The sequence below is a fragment of the Alkaliphilus crotonatoxidans genome (genome assembly GCF_054658015.1).
The window spans coordinates 232,841-257,115 of record NZ_BAAHXS010000004.1; the positions used below are offsets into that span (position 1 = coordinate 232,841).

At 43.3% G+C, this 24,275-nt stretch carries 17 protein-coding genes, 6 tRNA genes, 3 rRNA genes and 2 riboswitches; of the genes, 4 read left to right on the top strand and 22 right to left on the bottom strand.

The window, feature by feature from the left end:
• The 15 genes from ACYQ1I_RS03640 to ribD form a co-directional block, all read right to left on the bottom strand.
• Positions 1-76 (bottom strand) — tRNA-Thr (locus ACYQ1I_RS03640).
• A gap of 14 nt (positions 77-90) precedes the next feature.
• Positions 91-167, bottom strand: a tRNA-Asp gene (locus ACYQ1I_RS03645).
• 29 nt (positions 168-196) lie between these two features.
• A tRNA-Val gene (locus ACYQ1I_RS03650) sits at positions 197-272 on the bottom strand.
• A gap of 50 nt (positions 273-322) precedes the next feature.
• Positions 323-397, bottom strand: a tRNA-Glu gene (locus tag ACYQ1I_RS03655).
• A 6-nt stretch (positions 398-403) separates the two neighbouring features.
• Positions 404-478 (bottom strand) — tRNA-Asn (locus ACYQ1I_RS03660).
• 6 nt (positions 479-484) lie between these two features.
• Positions 485-601, bottom strand: a 5S ribosomal RNA gene (gene rrf, locus ACYQ1I_RS03665).
• 174 nt (positions 602-775) lie between these two features.
• Positions 776-3,854, bottom strand: a 23S ribosomal RNA gene (locus ACYQ1I_RS03670).
• Positions 3,855-3,977: 123 nt separating this feature from the next.
• Positions 3,978-4,053: transfer RNA gene (locus ACYQ1I_RS03675), tRNA-Ala, on the bottom strand.
• 173 nt (positions 4,054-4,226) lie between these two features.
• Positions 4,227-5,853 (bottom strand): 16S ribosomal RNA (locus ACYQ1I_RS03680).
• The 16S, 23S and 5S rRNA genes sit together here with 6 tRNA genes alongside, the layout of an rRNA operon.
• Positions 5,854-6,312: 459 nt before the next feature.
• Positions 6,313-6,657, bottom strand: a complete 345-nt coding sequence (locus ACYQ1I_RS03685) for a hypothetical protein (protein WP_459762485.1) — start codon at positions 6,655-6,657, stop codon at positions 6,313-6,315.
• Between the two features lies 1 nt (position 6,658).
• Positions 6,659-7,963, bottom strand: coding sequence for a DUF1576 domain-containing protein (locus ACYQ1I_RS03690; protein ID WP_459762487.1), 1,305 nt, complete (start codon positions 7,961-7,963; stop codon positions 6,659-6,661).
• A 134-nt stretch (positions 7,964-8,097) separates the two neighbouring features.
• Positions 8,098-8,559, bottom strand: a complete 462-nt coding sequence (ribH, locus tag ACYQ1I_RS03695) for a 6,7-dimethyl-8-ribityllumazine synthase (protein WP_459762489.1) — start codon at positions 8,557-8,559, stop codon at positions 8,098-8,100.
• Positions 8,559-9,773, bottom strand: a complete 1,215-nt coding sequence (locus ACYQ1I_RS03700) for a bifunctional 3,4-dihydroxy-2-butanone-4-phosphate synthase/GTP cyclohydrolase II (RefSeq protein WP_459762491.1) — start codon at positions 9,771-9,773, stop codon at positions 8,559-8,561. The genes ribH and ACYQ1I_RS03700 overlap by 1 nt, the downstream gene beginning before the upstream one ends.
• A 19-nt stretch (positions 9,774-9,792) precedes the next feature.
• A complete protein-coding gene (locus ACYQ1I_RS03705) occupies positions 9,793-10,446 on the bottom strand; it encodes a riboflavin synthase (protein WP_459762492.1) in 654 nt (217 codons plus the stop codon).
• Complete coding sequence (ribD, locus tag ACYQ1I_RS03710; protein WP_459762494.1) at positions 10,427-11,548, bottom strand: bifunctional diaminohydroxyphosphoribosylaminopyrimidine deaminase/5-amino-6-(5-phosphoribosylamino)uracil reductase RibD; 1,122 nt, start codon at positions 11,546-11,548, stop codon at positions 10,427-10,429. The genes ACYQ1I_RS03705 and ribD overlap by 20 nt, the downstream gene beginning before the upstream one ends.
• A gap of 128 nt (positions 11,549-11,676) precedes the next feature.
• A riboswitch (FMN riboswitch) is annotated at positions 11,677-11,801 on the bottom strand.
• 427 nt (positions 11,802-12,228) lie between these two features.
• Between ribD and ytaF the strand changes: the two genes are divergently transcribed.
• The 4 genes from ytaF (at position 12,229) to ACYQ1I_RS03730 (ending at position 15,491) form a co-directional block, all read left to right on the top strand.
• Positions 12,229-12,864: a sporulation membrane protein YtaF gene (gene ytaF / locus ACYQ1I_RS03715; RefSeq protein WP_459762496.1), complete on the top strand. Its 636-nt coding sequence runs from the start codon at positions 12,229-12,231 to the stop codon at positions 12,862-12,864.
• A 62-nt stretch (positions 12,865-12,926) separates the two neighbouring features.
• Positions 12,927-13,304, top strand: coding sequence for a DUF1622 domain-containing protein (locus ACYQ1I_RS03720; RefSeq protein WP_459762498.1), 378 nt, complete (start codon positions 12,927-12,929; stop codon positions 13,302-13,304).
• Positions 13,305-13,362: 58 nt separating this feature from the next.
• Positions 13,363-14,676 (top strand): putative manganese transporter, encoded by a 1,314-nt coding sequence (locus ACYQ1I_RS03725; RefSeq protein ID WP_459762500.1) that lies wholly within the window; start codon positions 13,363-13,365, stop codon positions 14,674-14,676.
• A 93-nt stretch (positions 14,677-14,769) separates the two neighbouring features.
• Positions 14,770-14,866, top strand: a riboswitch (THF riboswitch).
• A 73-nt stretch (positions 14,867-14,939) separates the two neighbouring features.
• Positions 14,940-15,491, top strand: coding sequence for a folate family ECF transporter S component (locus ACYQ1I_RS03730; RefSeq protein WP_459762502.1), 552 nt, complete (start codon positions 14,940-14,942; stop codon positions 15,489-15,491).
• A gap of 82 nt (positions 15,492-15,573) precedes the next feature.
• Here the strand turns inward: ACYQ1I_RS03730 and ACYQ1I_RS03735 are convergent, their stop codons facing one another.
• The 7 genes from ACYQ1I_RS03735 to ACYQ1I_RS03765 all read right to left on the bottom strand — a co-directional run bounded on the left by ACYQ1I_RS03735 (position 15,574) and on the right by ACYQ1I_RS03765 (position 24,257).
• Positions 15,574-16,416, bottom strand: a complete 843-nt coding sequence (locus tag ACYQ1I_RS03735) for a sugar ABC transporter permease (RefSeq protein WP_459762503.1) — start codon at positions 16,414-16,416, stop codon at positions 15,574-15,576.
• A complete protein-coding gene (locus ACYQ1I_RS03740; protein ID WP_459762505.1) occupies positions 16,416-17,375 on the bottom strand; it encodes a carbohydrate ABC transporter permease in 960 nt (319 codons plus the stop codon). Before ACYQ1I_RS03740 ends, ACYQ1I_RS03735 begins: the two co-directional genes overlap by 1 nt.
• An 89-nt stretch (positions 17,376-17,464) precedes the next feature.
• Complete coding sequence (locus tag ACYQ1I_RS03745) at positions 17,465-18,715, bottom strand: sugar ABC transporter substrate-binding protein (protein ID WP_459762506.1); 1,251 nt, start codon at positions 18,713-18,715, stop codon at positions 17,465-17,467.
• Between the two features lie 222 nt (positions 18,716-18,937).
• Positions 18,938-19,948 carry a LacI family DNA-binding transcriptional regulator gene (locus tag ACYQ1I_RS03750; RefSeq protein ID WP_459762508.1) on the bottom strand — a complete coding sequence of 337 codons (1,011 nt, stop codon included), beginning with the start codon at positions 19,946-19,948 and terminating at the stop codon, positions 18,938-18,940.
• A 105-nt stretch (positions 19,949-20,053) separates the two neighbouring features.
• The gene (malQ, locus tag ACYQ1I_RS03755) at positions 20,054-21,550 is read right to left on the bottom strand and encodes a 4-alpha-glucanotransferase (protein WP_459762510.1); all 1,497 of its coding nucleotides are present in this window, start codon (positions 21,548-21,550) and stop codon (positions 20,054-20,056) included.
• 32 nt (positions 21,551-21,582) lie between these two features.
• Positions 21,583-23,190, bottom strand: coding sequence for an alpha-glucan family phosphorylase (gene glgP / locus ACYQ1I_RS03760; RefSeq protein ID WP_459762512.1), 1,608 nt, complete (start codon positions 23,188-23,190; stop codon positions 21,583-21,585).
• Positions 23,191-23,282: 92 nt separating this feature from the next.
• Complete coding sequence (locus tag ACYQ1I_RS03765; RefSeq protein ID WP_459762514.1) at positions 23,283-24,257, bottom strand: PucR family transcriptional regulator; 975 nt, start codon at positions 24,255-24,257, stop codon at positions 23,283-23,285.
• Positions 24,258-24,275: the final 18 nt, after the last annotated feature.

Genomic DNA, 24,275 nt, shown 5'->3' on the forward strand with positions numbered 1-24,275 from the left:
TGGAGCTGGTGATGGGACTCGAACCCGCAACCTGCTGATTACAAGTCAGCTGCTCTACCAGTTGAGCTACACCAGCATATTAAATTAATATGGCGACCCGGAAGGGACTCGAACCCTCGACCTCCAGCGTGACAGGCTGGCATTCTAACCAACTGAACTACCGGGCCATAATACATGTTGTTTACAAATTCAAATATGGTGGGCACAACAGGGATCGAACCTGTGACCCCCTGCTTGTAAGGCAGGTGCTCTCCCAGCTGAGCTATGCGCCCAATAAAATCTCTTTCTGACTTCCAACTTCTCATTTCTCAAATCTAAATGATGGTGACCCCTAGGGGAATCGAACCCCTGTTACCGCCGTGAAAGGGCGGTGTCTTAACCGCTTGACCAAGGGGCCATGCTTTGGCTCCAGAGAGAGGACTCGAACCTCCAACCTACCGGTTAACAGCCGGGTGCTCCACCATTGAGCTACTCTGGAACATTCATGCCGCAACGTCCTACTCTCCCAGGAGGCTGCCCTCCAAGTACCATCAGCGCAGAAGGGCTTAACTACTGTGTTCGGGATGGGAACAGGTGTGACCCCTTCGCTATTGTCACGGCATTTTTTAATTAAATTTTTGAGGTTGAAAATTAATTAGCTCATCTAGTATATCATAAACCTAAGGATATGAGCAACTTAATTTTTAACTAAGCGACTGCCACAAAATTATAAATTTCGGCCATCTGCTTATATTCCCTCAAAACCACACAATGTCAAGTAAGCTGAATATATTTTTTGGTCAAGCCCTCGACCTATTAGTATCGGTCAGCTCAGTACATTACTGCACTTACACCTCCGACCTATCAACCAGATAGTCTGTCTGGGGTCTTACTCCTTTCGGATGGGAAATCTTATCTTGAGGGGGGCTTCGTGCTTAGATGCCTTCAGCACTTATCCCTGCCATACATAGCTACCCAGCGATGCCCTTGGCAGAACAACTGGTACACCAGAGGTATGTCCATCCCGGTCCTCTCGTACTAAGGACAGCTCCTCTCAAATTTCCTACGCCCGCGACGGATAGGGACCGAACTGTCTCACGACGTTCTGAACCCAGCTCGCGTACCACTTTAATGGGCGAACAGCCCAACCCTTGGGACCTAATACAGCCCCAGGATGTGATGAGCCGACATCGAGGTGCCAAACCTCCCCGTCGATGTGGACTCTTGGGGGAGATAAGCCTGTTATCCCCGGGGTAGCTTTTATCCGTTGAGCGATGGCCCTTCCACTCGGAACCACCGGATCACTAAGCCCGACTTTCGTCCTTGCTCGACCTGTATGTCTCGCAATCAAGCTCCCTTATGCCTTTGCACTCTACGCACGATTTCCGACCGTGCTGAGGGAACCTTTGGGCGCCTCCGTTACTTTTTAGGAGGCGACCGCCCCAGTCAAACTGCCCACCTGACAGTGTCCCAAGACCGGATTCACGGTCTATGGTTAGAACTTCAGTACTACAAGAGTGGTATCCCAAGGATGACTCCACCAAAACTGGCGTTCTGGCTTCTAAGTCTCCCACCTATCCTGTACATGTAGTACCAAAATCCAATGTCAAGCTACAGTAAAGCTCCACGGGGTCTTTCCGTCCTGTCGCGGGTAACCAGCATCTTCACTGGTATTACAATTTCACCGGGTCTATTGTTGAGACAGTGCCCAAATCGTTACGCCTTTCGTGCGGGTCGGAACTTACCCGACAAGGAATTTCGCTACCTTAGGACCGTTATAGTTACGGCCGCCGTTTACTGGGGCTTAAGTTCTGTGCTTTGGTTGCCCTAACACTTCCCCTTAACCTTCCAGCACCGGGCAGGCGTCAGCCCCTATACGTCGTCTTTCGACTTAGCAGAGACCTATGTTTTTGCTAAACAGTCGCTTGGGCCTATTCTCTGCGGCCGGATCAGGCTTACGGAGTAAATCCTTCACCTATTCCGGCACCCCTTCTCCCGAAGTTACGGGGTCATTTTGCCGAGTTCCTTAACAATAGTTCTCCCGTTCGTCTTAGGATTCTCTCCTCACCTACCTGTGTCGGTTTGCGGTACGGGCACCTAATAATCTCGATAGAGGCTTTTCTTGACAGTGTGGAATCAATCAGTTCGCTACTTAAATTTCGCTCCCCATCACTTCTCAGGATATGTTAAGACGGATTTGCCTATCCTAACTCCCTACCAGCTTAGACGCACACAACCAACGGTGCGCATGACCTATCCTACTGTGTCACCCCATCTCTCAAGCGATTACAGGTGGTACAGGAATCTCAACCTGTTGTCCATCGCCTACGCCCTTCGGCCTCGGCTTAGGTCCCGACTAACCCTGAGCGGACGAACCTTCCTCAGGAAACCTTAGGTTTTCGACGGGCAGGATTCTCACCTGCCTCTCGTTACTCATGCCAACATTCTCTCTTCTGTAAAGTCCACTGCTCCTTCCGGTACAGCTTCAACCCTTACAGAATGCTCGCCTACCACGCTGACGTAATCATTACTACTTTCATAAATAGCTTTGAGCTTAAGGTATTTGGCGAAAACATTGATTTAATCCTAGCGGATGGCTAAGTTTGTTTTCGCTAAATGTCCTCATGCGTCAGCATTGGATCATAAAAGTACTAATGATTACGTCAGCATCCATAGCTTCGGTGATACGTTTGAGCCCCGGACATTTTCGGCGCAGAATCACTCGACCAGTGAGCTATTACGCACTCTTTAAATGAGTGGCTGCTTCTAAGCCAACATCCTGGTTGTCTGTGCAACTCCACATCCTTTTCCACTTAACGTATACTTAGGGACCTTAGCTGATGGTCTGGGCTGTTTCCCTCTTGACTACGGATCTTATCACTCGCAGTCTGACTCCCAGGTAAAAGATAACGGCATTCGGAGTTTGATAGGTTTTGGTAACCGGTGAAGGCCCCTAGACCATTCAGTGCTCTACCTCCGCATCTCTAAACCTGAGGCTAGCCCTAAAGCTATTTCGGCGAGAACCAGCTATCTCCAAGCTCGATTGGAATTTCACCGCTACCCACAGCTCATCCGGTGACTTTTCAACGTCAATCGGTTCGGACCTCCACGAAATTTTACTTCCGCTTCATCCTGTCCATGGGTAGGTCGCCTGGTTTCGGGTCTATGGCATGAAACTAAGCGCCCAGTTAAGACTCGCTTTCGCTACGGCTTCGCACCTGAAGTGCTTAACCTTGCTTCATACCATAACTCGTTGGCCCGTTCTACAAAAAGTACGCGGTCACACATAAAAAGTGCTCCCACAGCTTGTAAGCAAAGGGTTTCAGGTTCTATTTCACTCCCCTTCCGGGGTTCTTTTCACCTTTCCCTCACGGTACTATGCGCTATCGGTCACCAGGTAGTATTTAGCCTTGGGGGGTGGTCCCCCCAGCTTCCCACAGGGTTTCACGTGTCCCGTGGTACTCTGGAGCACAGTCAAAGGCCTTCTTGTTTCATATACAGGACTATTACCTTCTATGGTGGGCCCTTCCAGACCTCTTCTATTACAATAGCCGCCTTCTTAAGACTGTGTCCGCAACCCCGATAGAGTAAACCCTATCGGTTTGGGCTCATCCCATTTCGCTCGCCGCTACTAAGGGAATCGATTTTTCTTTCTCTTCCTCAGGGTACTTAGATGTTTCAGTTCCCCTGGTCTACCTTCATTTACCTATGGATTCAGTAAATGATACTTGAACATTACTTCAAGTGGGTTTCCCCATTCGGAAATCACCGGATCAAAGCTTGCTTGCAGCTCCCCGATGCTTATCGCAGCTTACCACGTCCTTCGTCGGCTCCTGGTGCCAAGGCATCCACCCTCTGCCCTTATTAGCTTGACCATGCTAATAATCGTTCAGTTAATGATCAACATTAACTTAAAGAGTAATTGATGCATACAACAGCTTACGCTGTGTATTATTCTCAGCTTTACTTTTAAACATTGTGCAGTTTTCAAGGAACAATGGTGGAGACGAGGAGAGTCGAACTCCTGACCCCCTGCTTGCAAGGCAGGTGCTCTCCCAACTGAGCTACGCCCCCAGGTTTTTTATGATGTTAAAAATTCTTCCATTCATTTGTATTGCATCAAAACTATTGTTATGAATTCCAGAATTTTTAACTAAGCGGACTGCCACGAAAGTTATTTTAACTTTCGGCCATCTGCTTAAAGTCTTTCAAAACTAAACAGTATAGCTTAAGCCTAAGCTCCTTAGAAAGGAGGTGATCCAGCCGCACCTTCCGATACGGCTACCTTGTTACGACTTCACCCCAGTCATCGACTTCACCTTCGACAGCTTCCTCCTTACGGTTAGATAGCTGGCTTCGGGTGCTTCCGACTCCCATGGTGTGACGGGCGGTGTGTACAAGACCCGGGAACGCATTCACCGCGACATTCTGATTCGCGATTACTAGCAACTCCAACTTCATGTGGGCGAGTTTCAGCCCACAATCCGAACTGGGACCGACTTTATGGGATTGGCTTCAGATTACTCCTTCGCTGCCCTTTGTATCGGCCATTGTAGCACGTGTGTAGCCCTGAACATAAGGGGCATGATGATTTGACGTCATCCCCACCTTCCTCCGAGTTATCCCCGGCAGTCTCTCTAGAGTGCCCAGCCGAACTGCTGGCAACTAAAGACAAGGGTTGCGCTCGTTGCGGGACTTAACCCAACATCTCACGACACGAGCTGACGACAACCATGCACCACCTGTCTCCTCAGTCCCCGAAGGGAAAACTCCGATTAAGGAGTGGTCCGAGGGATGTCAAGTCCAGGTAAGGTTCTTCGCGTTGCTTCGAATTAAACCACATGCTCCGCTGCTTGTGCGGGTCCCCGTCAATTCCTTTGAGTTTCACTCTTGCGAGCGTACTCCCCAGGCGGAGTGCTTAATGCGTTAGCTGCGGCACTGAGGTTTGACCCCCAACACCTAGCACTCATCGTTTACGGTGTGGACTACCAGGGTATCTAATCCTGTTTGCTCCCCACACTTTCGTGCCTCAGCGTCAGTTACAGTCCAGAAAGTCGCCTTCGCCACTGGTGTTCCTCCTAATATCTACGCATTTCACCGCTACACTAGGAATTCCACTTTCCTCTCCTGCACTCAAGTCCTACAGTTTCAAAGGCTTACTACGGTTGAGCCGTAGCCTTTCACCCCTGACTTGTAAGACCGCCTACGCACCCTTTACGCCCAGTGATTCCGGATAACGCTTGCCCCCTACGTATTACCGCGGCTGCTGGCACGTAGTTAGCCGGGGCTTCCTCCCAAGGTACCGTCAAATTTCTTCCCTTAGGACAGAGCTTTACGACCCGAAGGCCTTCATCGCTCACGCGGCGTTGCTGCATCAGGCTTTCGCCCATTGTGCAATATTCCCCACTGCTGCCTCCCGTAGGAGTCTGGACCGTGTCTCAGTTCCAGTGTGGCCGATCACCCTCTCAGGTCGGCTACTGATCGTCGCCTTGGTGGGCCATTACCCCACCAACTAGCTAATCAGACGCGGGCCCATCCTGTACCGATAAATCTTTGACCTTAAAAAGATGCCTTTAAAAGGTATTATGAGGTATTAGCAACGGTTTCCCGTTGTTGTCCCTCAGTACAGGGCAGGTTGCCCACGCGTTACTCACCCGTCCGCCGCTAGCTTCCGCTCAACACTCAAAATTCAGTTCACTTTACAACATGTGTTGTCACTTAAATAACGCGTGAAGGACTCCATACTTCCGTCCTTGACGCTGGCTATTTAGACAAAATACTGAATTCTCAGTGTTGAGCGTCAGCCCGCTCGACTTGCATGTGTTAGGCACGCCGCCAGCGTTCATCCTGAGCCAGGATCAAACTCTTAATCAAAAAAATTTCTGGGTGTCATTTTAAAATGACTTTTATATGCTGGCTTAATATCTATACTGTTCAGTTTTCAAAGACCTGTAAATTCAAGGCCCAAGGCCTCGGCTGTCTTAAAGCGACAACTTAAACATCATATCATTTATTCTGCCATGCTGTCAAGGCTTTTTTTGAAATTTTTTATCGTCTCTATTATCATTATTAAAAAATGATGTATTAGGGACGATACCATCTATAAGCAGTATACAATGATCCTTTGCTGATGTTCAACAGACAGCTTGATTAATATATCACTTTTATACTTTCCTTTCAACAGGTTTTTTATTCCAATTTTTCTAAAAAACCAAAGTAAAGGCGGCCCCGCATATTCAAAATAGAAGCATCTTATATAATTTTTAATTAATCTAATTAATTTAAAATCTATCTTTTCTGATGTAAATCATTTAGCCGCTTGTCTACCGGAAGCTACCTATAGATGGTGATCTTTAATATTGAATCCTCATAGGTGACATCTGCATAATCTATCATCATTCCTACAAGATTAAGTCTTCGATAGTCAAGACTTTGACCTGCCAGTCCCCACAAATAATCTTCAAATTCCTCTTGACGGGATACGGCCAACTGTTCCTTCAGTTTTTCCAATTCCACCTGATCAAGATGTGTAATGCTGCATTTTAAGCAGGCCTTTTTCTTTTCCTGATCATTATCTATATTGCTTATTGTAATTTCTAAATGGCTTGCGCCAAGGGCCATGCAGTGTATAGCCAATTCATTAACGATTTTTAAAACCTTCAATTTATCTTGTTCCATATCATTCCTCCCTTTTTAAATTTTCTAATACAGGTACAAGGATGGCAGCCACTATTCCTCCTGAGAAACCGTTATTATACAGGTTCATGCCTCCATGAAGTCCTCCTACATTCATCACCATAGCCATGTGGAGAAATCCTGCTGCCAAGCCGCCCTTCCAACCGAACTGACCTGCTATTGGTGCCAGGGTCGTGCCAAATAAGGCCGCCAAAAGAGCTCCAATACTATTAATTTCCCATGTCATTAAAAAAGCGGCAAGTAATACCCCCGCCATAACGGGTATGACATTTTTTACGTGCTTTCCATAGGCTCCAAAGCCAACAATGGTTAACACACCTCCAATGGTGGGTCCATTAAGCTGCCCTTTAACGGCCAAAATATACAGGGTACTGATCAAACCAAGAAGCGCCATATTAATTAACGTTGTTCCAAAGCCGTCTAATAAAATAAAATCTTCTGGTGCCCTACCAACCCTTTTGGTAAGGCTATTGAAGCCCTTGAAGGATTTCATATTAAAGAAAAAGCCCAGTACCAGCATGGATACAAAGAATATTCCGAGATAAATTCCCAGGCTTAAGTTATGCCCCTCCAACAGTACGGTTTTCCTTTCATTTTCTAAGCCAAAGGCCCTTAAAACAGCCATGAACAAAGTACCTATCATTCCTGCCGTAAATCCAATATTATATAGGTTAAAGCCCTGATGAAACTTGACAAAATGAGCAGCCAGGGGTGCCACCATGAAGCCGGCAATAATACCTAATATATTTCCCGCTATAATTGATTGGACGGGATTCAAAGTAAAACCAAAACTAATTTGACTTACCAAGGGGCCCAGGGCTGTGCCAAAAAGGGCAGCAATAATATACTTTCCGAAATTTTCTTTCCTATAAAGACTGTATAAATAGACCCCCAGTATAATGGCCCATACATTGATTAGATTTTTCCCAAAAAGGGCAAAACCTCCTACAGTAAAAACCGCAGCAATGGCAATTCCATTCATGTTTACTTTGCTTTTTTTAACAACATAGACCGAGACTAGGATTAGAATCCCGCTGTTAAAAAAGGCGGCACCAATGTTTCCTATCTTCATATAATCTGAAACTAAAGTACTGGGATCGAGTAATATTCTAGCAAGCCCTGTCATTATTTCAGCTGGTGTGTTGAAAATAAAAGCTGATAGCAGGATCACCAGCCCATAGCCATACATCACATTAAATTTAACCTTTTCACTGACCTTTGGAAAACTGCAGACCTCTTGTCTTGCTGCCTCTTGACCCTGTAGTTTAAGTTCTGCCGACTTCTGCATTATATTTTCCTCCTAATTCGTTAACTTGCATCTTTTTGATAAAATCATATCAAAATCGAACCTTTTTGTATATACTTTTTTTATTATATTATGTCTATGCAATTTTCTCAATATTTTAATAAATCGAAGGGAGCTTAAAGCTCCCTAAATAGATTGGCCATTTCAATTGCTGTAACTGCTGCCTCAAATCCTTTATTACCTTGCTTTGTACCTGCCCTTTCAATAGCCTGCTCAATGGTGTCTACCGTTAACACTCCAAATATCGTTGGTATTTCGGTTTCTAAGCCAACTACAGCGACTCCCTTTGCTGCTTCATTTGAAACAAAATCAAAATGAGGTGTGGCCCCTCGAATAATTGCTCCCAGGCAAATTACTGAATCGTATCTCCCTGATTTAGCCATTTTTTTTGCGGCTACAGGAATCTCAAAGGCCCCTGGAACCCATACGATATCAATATCCTCCTTGTCTCCCCCATGTCTTTGGAATGCATCAATTGCTCCTGACAGCAGCTTGCTACTAATCAATTCATTAAATCTGCCTACAACTATTCCCATTTTCAACCCAGTTGCAATTAATTTTCCCTCATATACACTCATTATTTTCCCTCCTTAAATTTAAGCATATGTCCTAATTTTTGTTGCTTAACTCTTAGATAATGTTCATTTTTTTCATGATGATTCATTTCAATAGGTACTCTGTCAACGATCTCAAGATCATATCCGGTAAGACCCGCTAATTTTCTTGGATTATTAGTCATTAGTCTGATCTTTTTAACTCCCAGGTCCTTTAAAATTTGAGCACCTATCCCATAATCCCTCATATCCGCAGGAAATCCCAGGGCCAAATTGGCTTCCACCGTATCGTAGCCTTGATCTTGCAAATGATATGCCTTTAGCTTATTAATTAAGCCAATGCCCCTTCCCTCCTGTCTCATATACAGCAATACTCCCTGCCCTTTTGCCTCGATGGCTTTCATAGCCTTGTTCAATTGGTCTCCGCAATCGCACCTTAAAGAGCCAAAGGCATCACCTGTAAGGCATTCTGAATGGACCCTGACTAGTATGGGCTCATCACCACTGATCTCCCCCTTCACCAAGGCCACATGATGCTCTTGATTCAGCTTATTTTCATAGCCATAAATTCTAAAATCTCCGAATTTAGTTGGCATCGCAGCACTTGTTACACGCTTTATGATTTGTTCATGCCTTCTGCGATAAGCGATTAGATCAGCTATGGTAATCAGCTTCAGCTTATGCCTTCGAATAAATTCCATCAATTGTGGTACCCTGGCCATGGTGCCGTCCTCATTCATAATTTCACAAATAACACCTGCTGGATAAAATCCTGCCAGCCTTGCTAAATCAACAGCCGCCTCGGTATGTCCAGCCCTTGTTAATACGCCACCAGCCTTGGCTGCCAGGGGAAAAACATGGCCAGGTCGCTTAAAGTCAACGGGCTTTACGCCGGAGGCCACTGCCCTTTGAATTGTTAGGGCCCGCTCATGGGCTGATATGCCTGTGGTGGTCTCGGCTGCATCTATGGAAACAGTAAAGGCGGTTCCAAAATCATCGGTGTTTCGTGTCACCATTTGGGGTAGCTCCAGCTCACTTAAACGTTCCGGCGTCATGGGGAGACATATTAAGCCTCTGCCATATTGAGCCATAAAATTTATCATCTCAGGTGTGATTACTTCCGCTGCCGCCACTAAATCTCCTTCATTTTCCCGGTCTTCATCATCAATGACAACAATCATCTTTCCTTTTTTAATATCTTCGATGGCTTCCTCAATCGTATTGAATTGATATGTCATAATTGACCTCCTTCTTTCATTAATTAAACCCATTTTGAGTTAGCACTTCCATGGTAAGCCCGCTATTTTGACTCTTTTCCTCTGTTTGAACTTTTATCAGCTTTTCTACGTACTTTCCGATCAGATCACATTCCAGGTTTACTGAATCTCCTATTTTTTTACGAAGCAGAAGGGTCTCATCCTTTGTATGGGGAATAATGGATACTTTAAATTCCTCTGAATCGACATATTGAATAGTAAGGCTGACACCATCTATGGCGATAGAACCTTTAAGAATCATATACCGCACCAGGGTCTTTGGGGGCTTTATGGTGATCCACTGGGCATTATGCTCCTGTTGAAAGGATACAATAGTTCCCATATCATCAATATGTCCGGTGACCCAATGGCCGCCCAGCCTTGAACCCAGCCTTAGGGCCCGCTCTAAATTGACAGGACTACCCACCTTTAAATATCTCAGATTGCTTCTTCTCATGGTTTCTGCCATAACATCCACCTGAAAGCTATGGCTATTATAGGCAGTTACCGTCAAACAGACTCCATTGGTTGCTATGCTGTCACCTAGCTTTACATCGTTAAGAACTTTTTTTGCATTGATTAACAGCCTGGCTCCATCACCATTTCGAGATAGTCTATTAATTGTTCCGATTTCCTCAATAATCCCTGTGAACATTATTGTCTCTCCCTTCTACATAGGCTTCTATCAATATATCCTCTGCATAGCTTTTTACTGTTATATTTTCCAGTTGAATGGCGTCAATAACCTGCTTAATGCCATTACCGCCAACTGGTGTAGGGGCCCTTTCCCCTCCCAGAATTTTAGGAGCAACAAAAACCATAATTTTATCGACTATAGATGCTTCCAATGCGCTGCCATTTAAGGTGCTGCCTCCCTCTAAGAGAACACTGTCTATTTCCCTTTTTCCCAGCTCTGCCATTAGAGATACCAGATCTACCCGTCCGTTTCGACTTGGTAATTGTATTACCTCCACCTGATGCTCCTTTAGCTGGGCAATTCGATGGGAATCAACATCCCTTGTGGATGCTATAATGGTTGGCTGTTCTTTGGCTGTGGTTACAACATGAGAGGTTAAGGGGATACGACAATGGCTGTCAACAATAATTCTAGTGGGGTGCGTCACCTCTTGACCGGATTTTCGAGTGTTGAGCATGGGATTATCAGCGATGACTGTATTGACCCCCACCATAATTCCTGAAACCCGATTTCGAATATGATGTACGTAGGCCCTGGATTTCTGACCAGAAATCCATTTAGCGTCTCCTGTCACTGTGGCAATTTTCCCATCCAGGGTCATGGCAGTTTTTAAAATACAAAACGGTTTTCTCTGGGTAATATATTTGATAAAAATTTCATTTAATGTGGCAGCTTGATGCCTCAATACGCCAAGGGTCACTTCAATACCATGGTTTTTAAGAAGTTTAATGCCGTTACCCGCCACCAAGGGATTGGGATCTGTCATGGCCACCACCACCCGTTTGATTTTAGATTTTATGATGGCCTCTACACAGGGGGGAGTTTTTCCATGATGGGAGCAGGGTTCAAGATTGACGTAAAGGGTAGCCCCCTCCCCCTGGAAATCGATTTTTTTCAGTGCCGCCAGCTCTGCATGGTCTCCTCCAAACCGATCATGATGGCCTTCAGAAATCACCTGTTGATCCCTCACAACAACCGCCCCCACCAGGGGGTTAGGCCTGGTTTTTCCCCATCCCCTTTCGGCCAACTGAAGGGCCCTTTCCATCATTTTTTCATCCATTAAATTCACCTCTTTAATATTCAAAATAAAAAGCCCTGAGGCATAAACCCCAGGGCATGATAATTTTAATTTAATCCTGAAAACACAAAAATATATAGCTGAATACTAGCTTTTGATATTTTTGTCTTCTCTACCTTCTTCCATCCAGACTGTACTGTCGGCTCTGGAATCACACCAGATCTGCCTTTCGGCTCGCGGGCTTCGCATACGCGTTACCGCCGGTCGGGAATTTCACCCTGCCCTGAAGGTCATATTATTTTGTCATTTATACAATATCATAAAATTCCATTAACAACAAGTCTAAAAAGTAATTATGCTACTGCTCTTATATTATAGATATTCTTTAACCCAATGGGTTGTTGAAATATATTATATCTACTCTTTAAGTTAGTTATTGATATATAAAATAAGAACTTTCCTGCTTAGTATTCAATGACTTATTATGTTAGAAAATTCCCTATACGAAAATGGGTCATTTATAAATATGCAACTTACCCTCTATTTTACATGATTACAGATGTTTTACTATACTTGTATTTATTCAACACCTCTTAAATGTCTATAAAAAATTAAATTATGCCTGTAATTATAAGCTCCTTATGGCCTTTAGCAAATATTGATTGGTACCTTTATTGTTTTTTTTACATATTGTAGTCAATAATGACAAAAGGAGGGTTCTTATGCTACAGGCTTTCTTCATTGCAGCGGCCGTTAGTATAGATAGCTTTAGTGTTGGTGTAGCCTTTGGAATCAAACGTATCAAAGTACCCCTGCGATCAATTGTCGTCCTAAATTTCATTTCTGTTTTATTATTGGGATGTGGTTTTTTTGCAGGCAATTTCTTAAGCAGGTTTCTGCCCCCAAGATCTACCGACCTTTTAGGTTCTTTTATTATTTTATTAATTGGTATATGGTATTTAATTCAGGGTTATCTGAATCATCGTTATCCAAGGGAGAGCTTAGCAGAGGCTACTGCCATTGCCACCATCAGTATAAAATCTCTGGGGATTGCTATTAATATTTTAAGGGACCCGACTCAAATAGACCTGGATATTTCTGGTGTTATTGATATTAAAGAGGCCGTAATACTCGGCTTTGCCCTGGCGGTTGATTCCCTGGCAGTGGGTATTGCCCTTTCAATTACCTCTATTGCCGCTATTGTATTGACCTTATTGATTGCAGCCATTATGAATTTTATACTGCTTCTATTTGGCATACACCTGGGAAAGCGTTATTTGGGTATACACCTGGGAGAACGAACCGCCGTCGTTCCCGGAATCATTTTGATTGTAATGGGGTTAATTAGACTTTTTTAATTTCATGCTTCAACATTATATGGGCATACTAAAATAAAATGATATTTACCGGAGGATAAAGGATGAGCTTCAACATTGAGCACTATCTTGAGACATTTGCCATTTATATTATTTATCTTTTAGAGGGAATTGGAATATTTATTATTGCCTATTCCTGCATACGGGGATTTTTTAACTACATCAGGCAAAAGTTAAAATTCAATGATACATGTATTAAAATTGAAATTGCCAAGGGCTTGGCCCTGGGATTGGAATTTAAGCTGGGGGGAGAAATTCTCAGGACTATCTTGGTTCGTACCTTGAGTGAAATAAAGGTGTTGGCAGCCATTATTATTTTAAGGGTGGTACTAACCTATGTCATTCATTGGGAAATCTCCTCTGAAATTCATCAGGATGAGGAAATACGAGAAAATATTATTAATAAAAGAAAGCTAAAATAGTATGTTACTGCTCCTTTAGTCAGGGTATAATTAAAGAAAGACTAAAGGAGGGATTAACTTGCAGCTGCTTCAACTAATATTAGACAGTGCGGAAGGCGCCTTCCTTGAGGTAGGCGCCTTTGTTGGAAGTGTTTTGATTATATTTGGCTTTATTAATTATAAAATGTCTGGAAGTTTCATAGCTACCATTGAAAAATCAAAAAAATGGCAGCCCATTATCGGGGCCCTGTTGGGATTAACCCCCGGCTGCGGTGGTGCAATATTTGTCATGCCGCTATATTTTAAAAAGGTAGTTACCTTTGGAACCGTAATTGCCACTTTGATAGCAACCATGGGGGATTCTGCCTTTGTTTTAATTGCCAGCAACCCAATTCAATATATATTGGTGAGTATTCTATCATTGATTGTAGCCATTATCACCGGATACCTGGTAGATAAGACCTCTATTGGTGATACTATTTTGACCCGATACAATGAAAGAAAACTTAAAGCTGAAACGGTTAAGGAAAAGCATCAGGCCATTGACCACCACGTTCATCAACATGAATTGACCTTGATGGGAAAGGGAGACAAGACAAGCATTGACCACATCGGCCATCAAGAGGGTGATGAGCTGGATTTAATGCTTCACCATAGCTTAAAGGGCCACCAGGAGCAAAATACCCTAGGATATAAATTTACCCATGGTGCCTATTATCTCTACTGGGGTTTTATTTTTATTGGATTAATTTTGGGTGTTTTACTTTTACTACAGGTGGATGTAAATGAGCTTTTTATACCTAATTTAGGCCTGATTTTTGGCGTAACAGGAACAATTTTTTCTATCGCCATGATGGTTATGGGAAAAAAGTTCTTACAGGACGACACCCATGAAGAGGCTGAGCTAAAGCTGATGAGCCTAAAGGAAACCTTTATTCACAATGCTCAGGACACTGCTTTTGTCATTACCTGGGTATTTATTGGATTTCTGGCCTACGAATTTTTAGTATTGGCCATGGGGAGTGGAGACTATGCTGCAGGTGAACAGCTTATTGAATCAGCCCTATTGGCAACAGGGGTTTTATCAATTATAATTGGTGCAGCTGTTGGGTTGATTCCTGGCTGCGGGCCTCAGATCATTTTTGTTGCACTATTTTCCAGGGGACTGGTTCCCTTTGCAGCCCTGTTTGCCAATGCTATTTCACAGGATGGTGATGCACTACTGCCCCTACTGGCAATTGACCGTCGCTCAGCCCTTTGGGCCACCATAATTACCACTATTCCTGCCCTGCTTTTTGGCCTGATCATTTATTGGCTTGAGCTGAATACTGGTTTGGGCAAATGGCTTCATGCTTCAACTGATTTAATTAAAAGTATTCTGATTCCAGTTTAAATTAACTTCTTCTACAGCATATAACAAATTATTTTTGCCTGTTTCTGGTTGAGTATTTACAGAATAACTGGTTCATTATATGATGGAATGGTAGGCAGAGTAGGTATTACGCGTTAAGTGTTAGGAGATGGGAAGTTGCTCCTAAACGAAGAATAGTTTTTATTCGCGATGTAATACCGCGTCCGCTGTCACATTTGGGAGATTCATTCTATTTCTCTTAGGTGTGGGGCCTATGCCTAACTTAAGAGAAAGGAGGTGTTCTTATGGGAATCTCTCAAAATGAAACCCATCGAGCATTGATCAGGGGCAGAATGACAACGAAAAAGCTGGTGATGGCATCTTTTTTAGCTGCTTTAAATATTATCCTTACTCGCTTTGCCTCTATTATGCTGGCGGGTGGAACCATTCGCTTGGGCTTTGGAAGCATCCCGTTGGTTTTTTCCGGTATGTTGCTGGGGCCCTTGGCAGGGGCTTTAACGGGAATCATCAGTGATTTACTGGGGGTTCTGATCCTTTCACAGGGAGCCTTTCATCCTGGCTTTACCCTAAGTTCAGCCCTAACCTGTGTTATTCCCGGCCTTGTGGCAATGATATGTCCTCAAAAACGATTTTCATTCATCACCATTGGGGCTTCTAATCTTTTGGTTTATATCATTGTTTCCCTGGGGCTAAACAGCTATTGGCTTTCTCAGCTTTATGGTACAGGCTTTTTAGTCTTAATTCCAGGCAGAGCCCTGGCCCAGGGAATTGTATCGGTTATTTCAACCTTTTTACTCTATGGTCTGGGTAAATCAATTAAGGATATCAATATATAATATAAAAACTTACAGACATAAACCTTACCGAATCTAACAATAGATTCCGGTAAGGTTTTTTATCTGTAAGACGCTTTCCTTTTTAGCCCTTTACCCCCCCAACGGTTAAACCACTGACAATATATTTTTGAAATAGCATATAAATCACGGTTAAGGGCAGAGCCATAATGATGGAGCCAGCACAAAAAACCCCCCATGATACGGTTTTAAAGTCTGCAGCCCAGCCAAATAAGCCCTGGGCCAGGGTATACATGGTTCCATCGGTTAAGAATAAATAGGAGGTTACGTAATCTGTCCAGGGAACAGTGAAGATAAATATCGCAGTGATGGCAATGGCCGGTTTAGCCAAGGGAAGCATTATTAGAAGAAAAATCTGCAGGGGTGAAGCGCCATCCACAATAGCTGCTTCCTCTATAGACCTGGGGATTGTATCAAAGTAACCCTTTAGGTTCCATACGGCAAAGGCCATATTGGCCGCAGACCAGATCAGTATCAGACTCATATAGCTATTTTTTATTCCCAAAAGCTGAATAAGGAATAGCTGGGGTACCAATGAGGCCGTTGCCGGCAGCATCATATAAATGACAAAGGAGGCCAGACCTGCCCTTTTTCCAGGAAAGTTAAAGCGAGAGAAGGCATAGGCTGCCAGGGTAGCCAGGGTTAAGCAAAATACGGTTGTACCTGCTGAAAAAATAAAGCTATTTTTTAGCCACATTAAAAAGCTTGGATGACTTAATACCTCTGAAAAATTTTGTAGAGTTGGAGTTTGCGGAATAAGACTCATTTCTGTACTAACAAGGGTGCTTCTATTGTCAAAGGCGGTGTGGAGTACCCACCATATGGGAATCATTGAAACCAAACAGACCGTAATCATAAAAAAGTGAGTCAATATATAGCTGATTTTTTCTTTTATTCTATAGGACATTACTCTACTCCCTCCTGGGCTAAAGCCTTCGTTACCTTCATGTTAATTAATGTCATGGCAATCAGAATCCCCGATACTATGACTGAATAGGTGGCTGCCATTGAATAGGCATTTTGTTGAGTTAAAATATTGAATTGATAGGTAGACACAATTTCTGTTGCCCGGTTGGGCCCGCCTCCCGTTATCAAATAAATGACATTGAAGTTGGTGAAGGTCCATATGGTTCCCAGTATGGTTGCTGGCAGCATGGCCGGCTTCAATAACGGAAGGGTAATATTTTTCAGTTTTTGTATGGGAGTAGCTCCATCAATTTCAGCGGCCTCATAATAATCCCTGGGGATGCTTTGTAGTGCCCCTGTTGCCACCATGGTCATAAAGGGAAAGCCCAACCATATATTGACAATAATAGCTGAAATTAATGCCATCTGCGGGTGGGATAACCAGTATACCGAGCCTATACCAAGCCGTGCCAGGATATGATTAAATAAGCCAAACTGTTCATTGTACATCATCTTCCATACCAGAGCGGTGACAAATTGAGGAATGGCCCAGGGTAAAATGATAATGGTTCGATAGATTCCCTTTCCCCTGAGCTTTGGTCGATTTAAGAGTAATGCAAGGCATAGTCCAATGGATACATGGAAGAATACGTTAATGATGGTCCATACAAAGGTTCTCATGAGTACTCTGAAAAATTCTGCATCTAACCCGCCAATGGCCCGTATATAGTTTCTAAGCCCTACAAAACGAACGTTTCCTTGACCCATGGTATAGAGATTGGCATTAAAAAAAGAAAGACCAATGCCATACAGTATAGGCCCTAGTGAAACAAGTATTACCACCAGCATGGCTGGCATAACGTAGAAATATGCCCTTTTACCCTTTTTCATTCTTCCCCATAGGGTTTCCTGTTCCTTCGAAAGTCTTGAATATGGGGTCGTAGACAAATTTGTTTTCACCTTTGAATTCCACCTTTTCCCTTACTTTATATTGTAAGTTGTTACCTGATGGTTTGGGTCTGAGGATACTTCCTCAGACCCCTTTAGATTTATTCCCCTTTAGCCTCTTGAATTGCCTTTTCTACCTCATTTTGTACCTTTTCTGCTATGGCTTCGGGGGCCTGATTGCCATCCAATACTGCATTGATGGCATCCTTTACTGGATTCCATACCTGCCCCATCTCAGGAATTGCCGGCATTGCCTCAGCACTGGCGGCCTGCTGCTGAATTAATTCGTCTGACCATCGGCTAAGCTGTTCTACTTTATTGTTGGCAGGGATTGTTCCCACCATTTCATTAAAAAGACCAGTAATTTCTGCCGAAGCCATAAACTTGGCAAATTCAGCCGCTGCCCCCTTTGAAGAGGAGGTTCTTGGCAAATAAGCCACCTTGATTCCCATAAAGGGTTTAGATTCTTTACCTGTCAGGTCATTTTTGGGAATGGTAGTGGCGGCCCAGTTCACACCTTCAGAATCTAGGTGACCGAAGATCCATGGGCCATTAATATAAAAGGCCGCCTTGCCCTCGACAAATAGGGCCTGGGCAGTACCATAATCCAACTGCTGGGGAATCACCCTGTCTTTATTTTTCAGCTGATCTAAAAAATCTAAATAATCGACAAAGGCTTGATTATTAAAGTTGGGTGTTCCTTGATCATCTTTGAAAATGCTTCCACCAAAACCAGAAAAAAAACCATAGGTATTGTAGAAGGTATTATTCAAATCTATTACCAGCCCCCATTGATCACCAGCAGTATACTCCTTTGTCAAGGCGGTAAGCTCGCTAATGGTTGTGGGAGGGGTTTGAACGATATCTTTATTGTAAATTAATACCACAGTCTCCATGGAAAGGGGGAAGGCATAATGTTTATTATTAAAGGCCGCAGCCTGGTAGGTACTTTCGATATAATCCTGTTTTTGCTCTTTAACATAGTCATCAATTGGGTCTATCAGGTTCCCCACTGCGAATTCCCCTGTCCAGTCATGGGGACCAAAGAATAAATCAGGCCCATCGCCTGTTTGAAGAGAAGCCTTGAGCTTATCCTTATAATTGTCGTTTGGCGTATATAAAAGTGAAAAGCTGATATTAGGATATTGGTCTTTAAACATCTCTGTGGCCTTGATTAAGGCCTGCTCCTCCTGGTCGGTCCAGCTATGCCATACCTTAATCAGGGCTTCCTTTTCGGGATCAAAGGCCTCTGCTTCACTTGAGACATCGGTACTGGTGCATCCTGATAATATCATTAAGAGCATTGCCAATAACATGAATAAACTGATTTGTTTTCTTTTCTCTTTACTCATTTTATTTCCCCCTTTTTTAATTAATTGAGTATGATTACATTTTTAATGCAACCGTTTGCATAACCTAGTATTAGTATAATCCAAATAGAAAATTCTGTCAATATAAAATTTGCTATTTTTTCCTCAATTTCCCTCGCTTCATAGAAAGACCCTCAAACTAAAAAACCCCGATTTCCTTGGAACACATAATCAAGCCTGTATTCCAAGATACCGGGGAAATTACTATTTAATTGATTCTCGAAGTATTATCTGGCTGTCTACAATATAATTTTTTAAGGAAAAATTACGATTCACAATGTTTTCCCACAGGATTCTGGCAGCTTGATTTCCCAGCTCTGTTGCATTGATTTCTACCGAAGTCAGACTGGGGGTAAGATACTGTGCCAAAACAGTATTATTAAAGCCGGTGATGGAAATATCCTGGGGAATAGACAGCCCATGATCCTTCACAGCTCTGATGCTGCCATAGGCGATGAGATCATCTGTAGTCATGATGGCATCTATTTTTTCATTCCTTTTTAATAGCTGATTGGTCGCCTGGTAGCCCTCTTCTTCAGTAAAGCCTACTTCCAGGATCAGCTCTGGCCGAGGATGAATCTTAAATTCCTTCAGGGCCTGTTTGTAGCCTTCTAGTCTGTTCTGGGTTACCAGGAGCCTTTGATTCCCTCCCAGAAAGACAATATTCCTATGTCCGGTTTTCAAAAGGTGTCGAGTTAATTGCAGCATAGTCTTTTGATTATCATTATCGACCCACAGTATTTCCTTAAAGGATCGGGGTGTCCCCACCACCACAAAGGGAAACTGTTTTTTCGTTAAAAAAGCTATGTTCTGATCTTCTTCTCGAATAGTCAGTAATATCATTCCATCTATCCGCCTTGAATTCACTGCCTTTGTAATCTGCCCCAGTTCTTCAGCCTCATTTTTAGCCGATGACAGTAATAGGGAACAGTTTCTGGCTTCTAAATATCTAGTCACCCCAAGGATGAATTGTGTGAAAAAGGGGTTTCCAAAGGTATCCTCAGCAGAGGCCGGCAATACCATACCAAGGGTTTGGGTCGATTGATTTGCCAGGCTTCGGGCAATTTCGTTGGGATGATACCCCAGCTTAGAAATCACCTCATTGACTTTATCCTTTGTGGCCTGACTGATCATGGGGCTGTTCTTAAGAACCCTTGAAACCGTCGATGGAGCTACATTGGCCTGCTTAGCTACTTCTTTAATTGTCACCTTCATTTTAATCTTCCTTTTTTAGGGCTTGCCCTCTATTTCCTTCGATTTATTGTATTATTGTACCATTTTTTATTTTACTTTTAAATATCCTTGGAAGGCTGAAGCCATTTATCGTCTGTGTTTTTTCACCAATGCCTGTAATGTAACCTCCCTTTCTGTGGTTATATCCTTTGTTTTAAACCGCCACTGCCAATTACCACCTACGGTACCCGGAAAATTCATTCGCCCGGTATTATCGATGACAAGAATATCCTGCAAGGGGATAATGGCATAGACTGAACTGGTTTGGAGGGCCACTTCAATTAATCTATTGCATAGCTCCTGATCAGGCAGGCCCTCATGAATTTGGTGATATTTTTTTAAATAGGCCAGTGTTTTCATCTCTTGATGCTTAATAAGGCCTTTGAACCAACCTAAAATCGTCTCGTTGTCATGGGTACCGGTATAGACAACCGATTGTCTTTCAAAGCCATGGGGGCGGTTATTCCTAGGGTTTTTTTGATTAAAGGAAAATTGCAGTATCTTCATGCCGGGAAAGGAAAATTGTCTTTTGAGCTTTGTTACCGCCGGCGTAATGTAGCCTAAATCTTCAACAATAATTGGTATTTCTCCCAGATGTCGTCGAATACTTTGAAAAAGCCGTTGACCAGGGGCCTTAACCCACCTTCCCGTCTGGGCTGTTTTAGCCTGGGCCGGGATTTCCCAATAGGCTTCAAAGCCTCGAAAATGATCAATTCTGATGATATCTACCTGCTCAAAGAGTCTTTTAAATCTTCTTCTCCACCATAAAAAATCGTCTTTTTCCATTTGACTCCACCTGAAATGGGGATTTCCCCATCTTTGGCCGGTATTACTAAAAAAGTCTGGAGGAACCCCTGCCACCAAAAGGGGATTTCCACCTGCATCCAGCTCAAAAATATGGGGGGCCACCCAGGCATCGCTGCTGTCATAGGAAATAAAGATGGGAAGATCCCCTATGATCTTAATTCCTCTCTTATTGGCAAAGGATTTCAGTTGATTCCATTGTCTGTCGAAGGTATATTGTAAAAAAATCTGATATTCTATTTCTTCCTTAAGAAGACTCCTGTAATGAGCCACAGCCTTCAGTTCTCTTTTTGCAATTGGTTGATCCCATTGGTTCCATGGTTTTCCATGGAAGTAGGTTTTTAGAGCCATAAAAAAGGCATAATCCATTAGCCAGTCTTGATTATTCTGTATAAACAAATGATAATCCTGGTGCTTTTCCTTCTCAATAAAGACTTCATGAGCCCTTCGGAGCTTCTTGTCCTTATAGGCCTTCACTTTTTCAAAATCCACCTTATTTGCTGGAAAACCTGGCGAATCAGCCAGTGCATCCTCCTTCAAAAGCCCCTCATTAACCAATTGATTCAAGCTAATTAAAAGGGTATTGCCTGCAAAGGCAGAAAAGCATTGATAGGGTGACTCTCCATAGCCAGGTGGATTTAAAGGAAGAATCTGCCATAGCTTCATGCCACAGTTTTGTAAAAATACGACAAAGTCATATGCACTTTGCCCAAGGTCGCCTATGCCATGGTCTGAAGGTAGTGAGGTGGGATGCAATAAAACCCCTGCTGATCTCTCCATTATCTTTAACACCCCCCATCCTGATATTTTTTCTATGTATATAAAATGTCATAGTATTCTTTAAGCATTCTATCTACTGAGAAATATTCTCTAGTGGTCTCAATGCTGACCAGCATCATTTTTTGCCATTTTTCCGGCTTTTGGTAATAGGTGGGTATTACCTCCTCCAACAATACCCTGTAGAGGGCCTCGGCATCCCTTTCATCCTGTCGCACTATATCTGCAGATATCCTTTCGTCTCCTATAGCCCAGCCATTTACACCATGCTGACAGGCCTCAGGCCACCATCCATCTAATATAGAGCAATTTAAAACGCCATTCATGGCCGCCTTCATTCCCGATGTACCACTGGCCTCATTGGGCCTTCTGGGGTTGTTAAGCCAAAGATCGCAGCCCCTGGTAAGGGCTTTACCTATTTTCATGTCATAATTTTCAACAAAAACGACACTCCTGGGATACTTTTTAGACATCTCCACAAGATTCAGGATAATCTCTTTACCTGATTCATCCAGGGGATGGGCCTTCCCGGAGAAGATGATCTGAACGGTACCTGCTTCTAAATAGGCTTCAAGCCTTTTTTCATCCTTAAATATCAGATTACTTCGTTTATAGGCCGCCGCCCTTCTGGAAAATCCAATTAAAAGGGCATCAGGATTCAGTCTGACCCCTGTCAACTGATCAATTAATCCGATCAGTTCTTTTTTAATTGTCATGTGTACATCCCAAAGCTGCCGGGCATTATGGGATGCCTGTTGAATTCTGGGATCCATCCAGGTTCCCCGATGGACGGCATTGGTAATTCCTACGATTTTTGCAGCCCCAGGAACATCCCGCCACATTTCAGCTGCGGTTTCCCGATGAAGGGCCGCCACGGCATTGGCCTTTCTTGAAAGCCTTAAGGCAGCCACAGTCATATTGAAGGGCACACCACCTATTCTTGCCATTTGATCCACTGAAAAGCCCAGGTTGGCCCCCATATACAGAAGGGTTTCTATCGAATGATGCTCATTCCCTGCTTTAATAGGGGTATGGGTAGTAAATACAGTTTTTTTTCTAACAGATTCCCAAGCATCTTCAAAGGATAAGCCGGCCTCCATTTCTTCCCGAATCAGCTCCAGGCCTGCCAGTACAGCATGGCCTTCATTAAAATGATAAACGTCGATTTGAAGCCCCAAGGCCCTTAGAGCTCGAATTCCACCTATTCCCAGTATCATCTCCTGGGCAATTCGATCTTCACTGAAGCCTCCATATAGCTGGCTGGTTATCCAGCGCTCATGATTTTCTTCTATGTCGGTATCCAATAAATATAATGGGGCGTTTCCAAAGCAGGTTACTTTCCATACCTTACAATAAATTTCACTTTGCCTTATTCTTACCTTCACCTTTACCTGGGTATCTTCCAGAAAATCATAATCATATTTTTGATAACAATCCAGCAATCTACCGCCTGAAATCCTTTGTTCAACGTAGCCCTGCCTCCACTTAATCCCGATACCCACCAGGGGCAGGTCTAAATCCCTGGCTCCCTTCAAATGATCTCCCGCCAGAATACCCAATCCTCCGGAATAGATTTTAAACTGATTGTCTAATCCATATTCCATACAGAAATAGGCTACCCTTGGTTTTCTTACTGTTTTCATATACTCATCTCCTTTATGCAACCGCTTGCATTAATTTTTTTTATATTAGCGGTAGTTTTAAAAACCACCGCCTTTTATTATCATGATTCAGCTCAACTACTTCTTTTAAGCAACAGAAACAGCTTAAATAGCATAGCATCTTTAAAATTTCTTAAATCTATTCCCGTTTGTTTTTGTATTTTATCCAGTCGATATACCAGGGTATTCCGATGGATATAGAGACTTCTGGCTGTATCTGCCAGGCTTAAATTGTGATCGATAAAGACCCTTGCTGTCTGGATCATTTCATCTTCCATTTCATCATATCCTAATTTTTGGAATACTTCAACTAATATTTTTTTTCTTGCTTCCCTTGGAATCATCAAAAGCGCTTTTTCTAATAGTAAGCCCTCTGAAAAATAAATGCGTCTGCCCTCATCGAAGGTTTTTCCTATTTCTAAAATAGTTTTCAAGCTAAGGAATTGATTACTTAAATCATTTATGTCTGTTAATCTGCCGCTAACGGCAATATAGAGATCCAAATAAAGCTCTGAATTAATGGTATCCCGAATGAGCTCCGCCGTCTTTAGCAGCTCATTTGAGTCACCCGTCGCTTCGGCCAGTAACAAAATTCCTTCATCCAGGGCAGCGATGGTATAATGCTTGCTTTCTGCCAGCCATTGACATAATAGCTGGGTTATTTCCGTAAGGCTCTCTTTTTCCTTTACGTGTAACCAGATTAAATAAAAAGGGCCGTTGGTGTATAATAGGGTGCGAAGCTGCCCGGGTAGCAGCTGTTGTCCTGTTGCCAGCCGAGCAAGGATTTCTCCCCGCTCTGCAATGGCCAGCTCCTTTATATGCTGCTCAATCACCAGTGTAAGCAGCTTTAGCGTCTCCTTTGAAAGGGCCTCTGTCCCATAGAGCTTAAGTATATCCCCCTGAGGCGCCTCAATGGGGTAGTACTTCCCATGGAGTTTTTCCTGCCAGGCCCCTGAGCTGATTATCAGATTACCTTCATGGTCTGTCAGGGCCAAGGGGCAGCTCATCTGACGATTAATCTGTTGAAATATTTCCTTTAGCTTATTCATAGAACAACCTTTCTGCAC

Coding starts and splice junctions, on each gene's coding strand:
- ACYQ1I_RS03745 (WP_459762506.1), bottom strand. CDS start 18,715: ATGAGTAAAGAGAAAAGAAAACAAATCAGTTTATTCATGTTATTGGCA.
- ACYQ1I_RS03700 (WP_459762491.1), bottom strand. CDS start 9,773: ATGACATATCAATTCAATACGATTGAGGAAGCCATCGAAGATATTAAA.
- ACYQ1I_RS03685 (WP_459762485.1), bottom strand. CDS start 6,657: ATGGAACAAGATAAATTGAAGGTTTTAAAAATCGTTAATGAATTGGCT.
- ACYQ1I_RS03705 (WP_459762492.1), bottom strand. CDS start 10,446: ATGTTCACAGGGATTATTGAGGAAATCGGAACAATTAATAGACTATCT.
- glgP (WP_459762512.1), bottom strand. CDS start 23,190: ATGAAAACAGTAAGAAAACCAAGGGTAGCCTATTTCTGTATGGAATAT.
- ACYQ1I_RS03730 (WP_459762502.1), top strand. CDS start 14,940: ATGGGAATCTCTCAAAATGAAACCCATCGAGCATTGATCAGGGGCAGA.
- malQ (WP_459762510.1), bottom strand. CDS start 21,550: ATGGAGAGATCAGCAGGGGTTTTATTGCATCCCACCTCACTACCTTCA.
- ribD (WP_459762494.1), bottom strand. CDS start 11,548: ATGGATGAAAAAATGATGGAAAGGGCCCTTCAGTTGGCCGAAAGGGGA.
- ACYQ1I_RS03735 (WP_459762503.1), bottom strand. CDS start 16,416: ATGTCCTATAGAATAAAAGAAAAAATCAGCTATATATTGACTCACTTT.
- ytaF (WP_459762496.1), top strand. CDS start 12,229: ATGCTACAGGCTTTCTTCATTGCAGCGGCCGTTAGTATAGATAGCTTT.
- ribH (WP_459762489.1), bottom strand. CDS start 8,559: ATGAGTGTATATGAGGGAAAATTAATTGCAACTGGGTTGAAAATGGGA.
- ACYQ1I_RS03750 (WP_459762508.1), bottom strand. CDS start 19,948: ATGAAGGTGACAATTAAAGAAGTAGCTAAGCAGGCCAATGTAGCTCCA.
- ACYQ1I_RS03765 (WP_459762514.1), bottom strand. CDS start 24,257: ATGAATAAGCTAAAGGAAATATTTCAACAGATTAATCGTCAGATGAGC.
- ACYQ1I_RS03720 (WP_459762498.1), top strand. CDS start 12,927: ATGAGCTTCAACATTGAGCACTATCTTGAGACATTTGCCATTTATATT.
- ACYQ1I_RS03690 (WP_459762487.1), bottom strand. CDS start 7,963: ATGCAGAAGTCGGCAGAACTTAAACTACAGGGTCAAGAGGCAGCAAGA.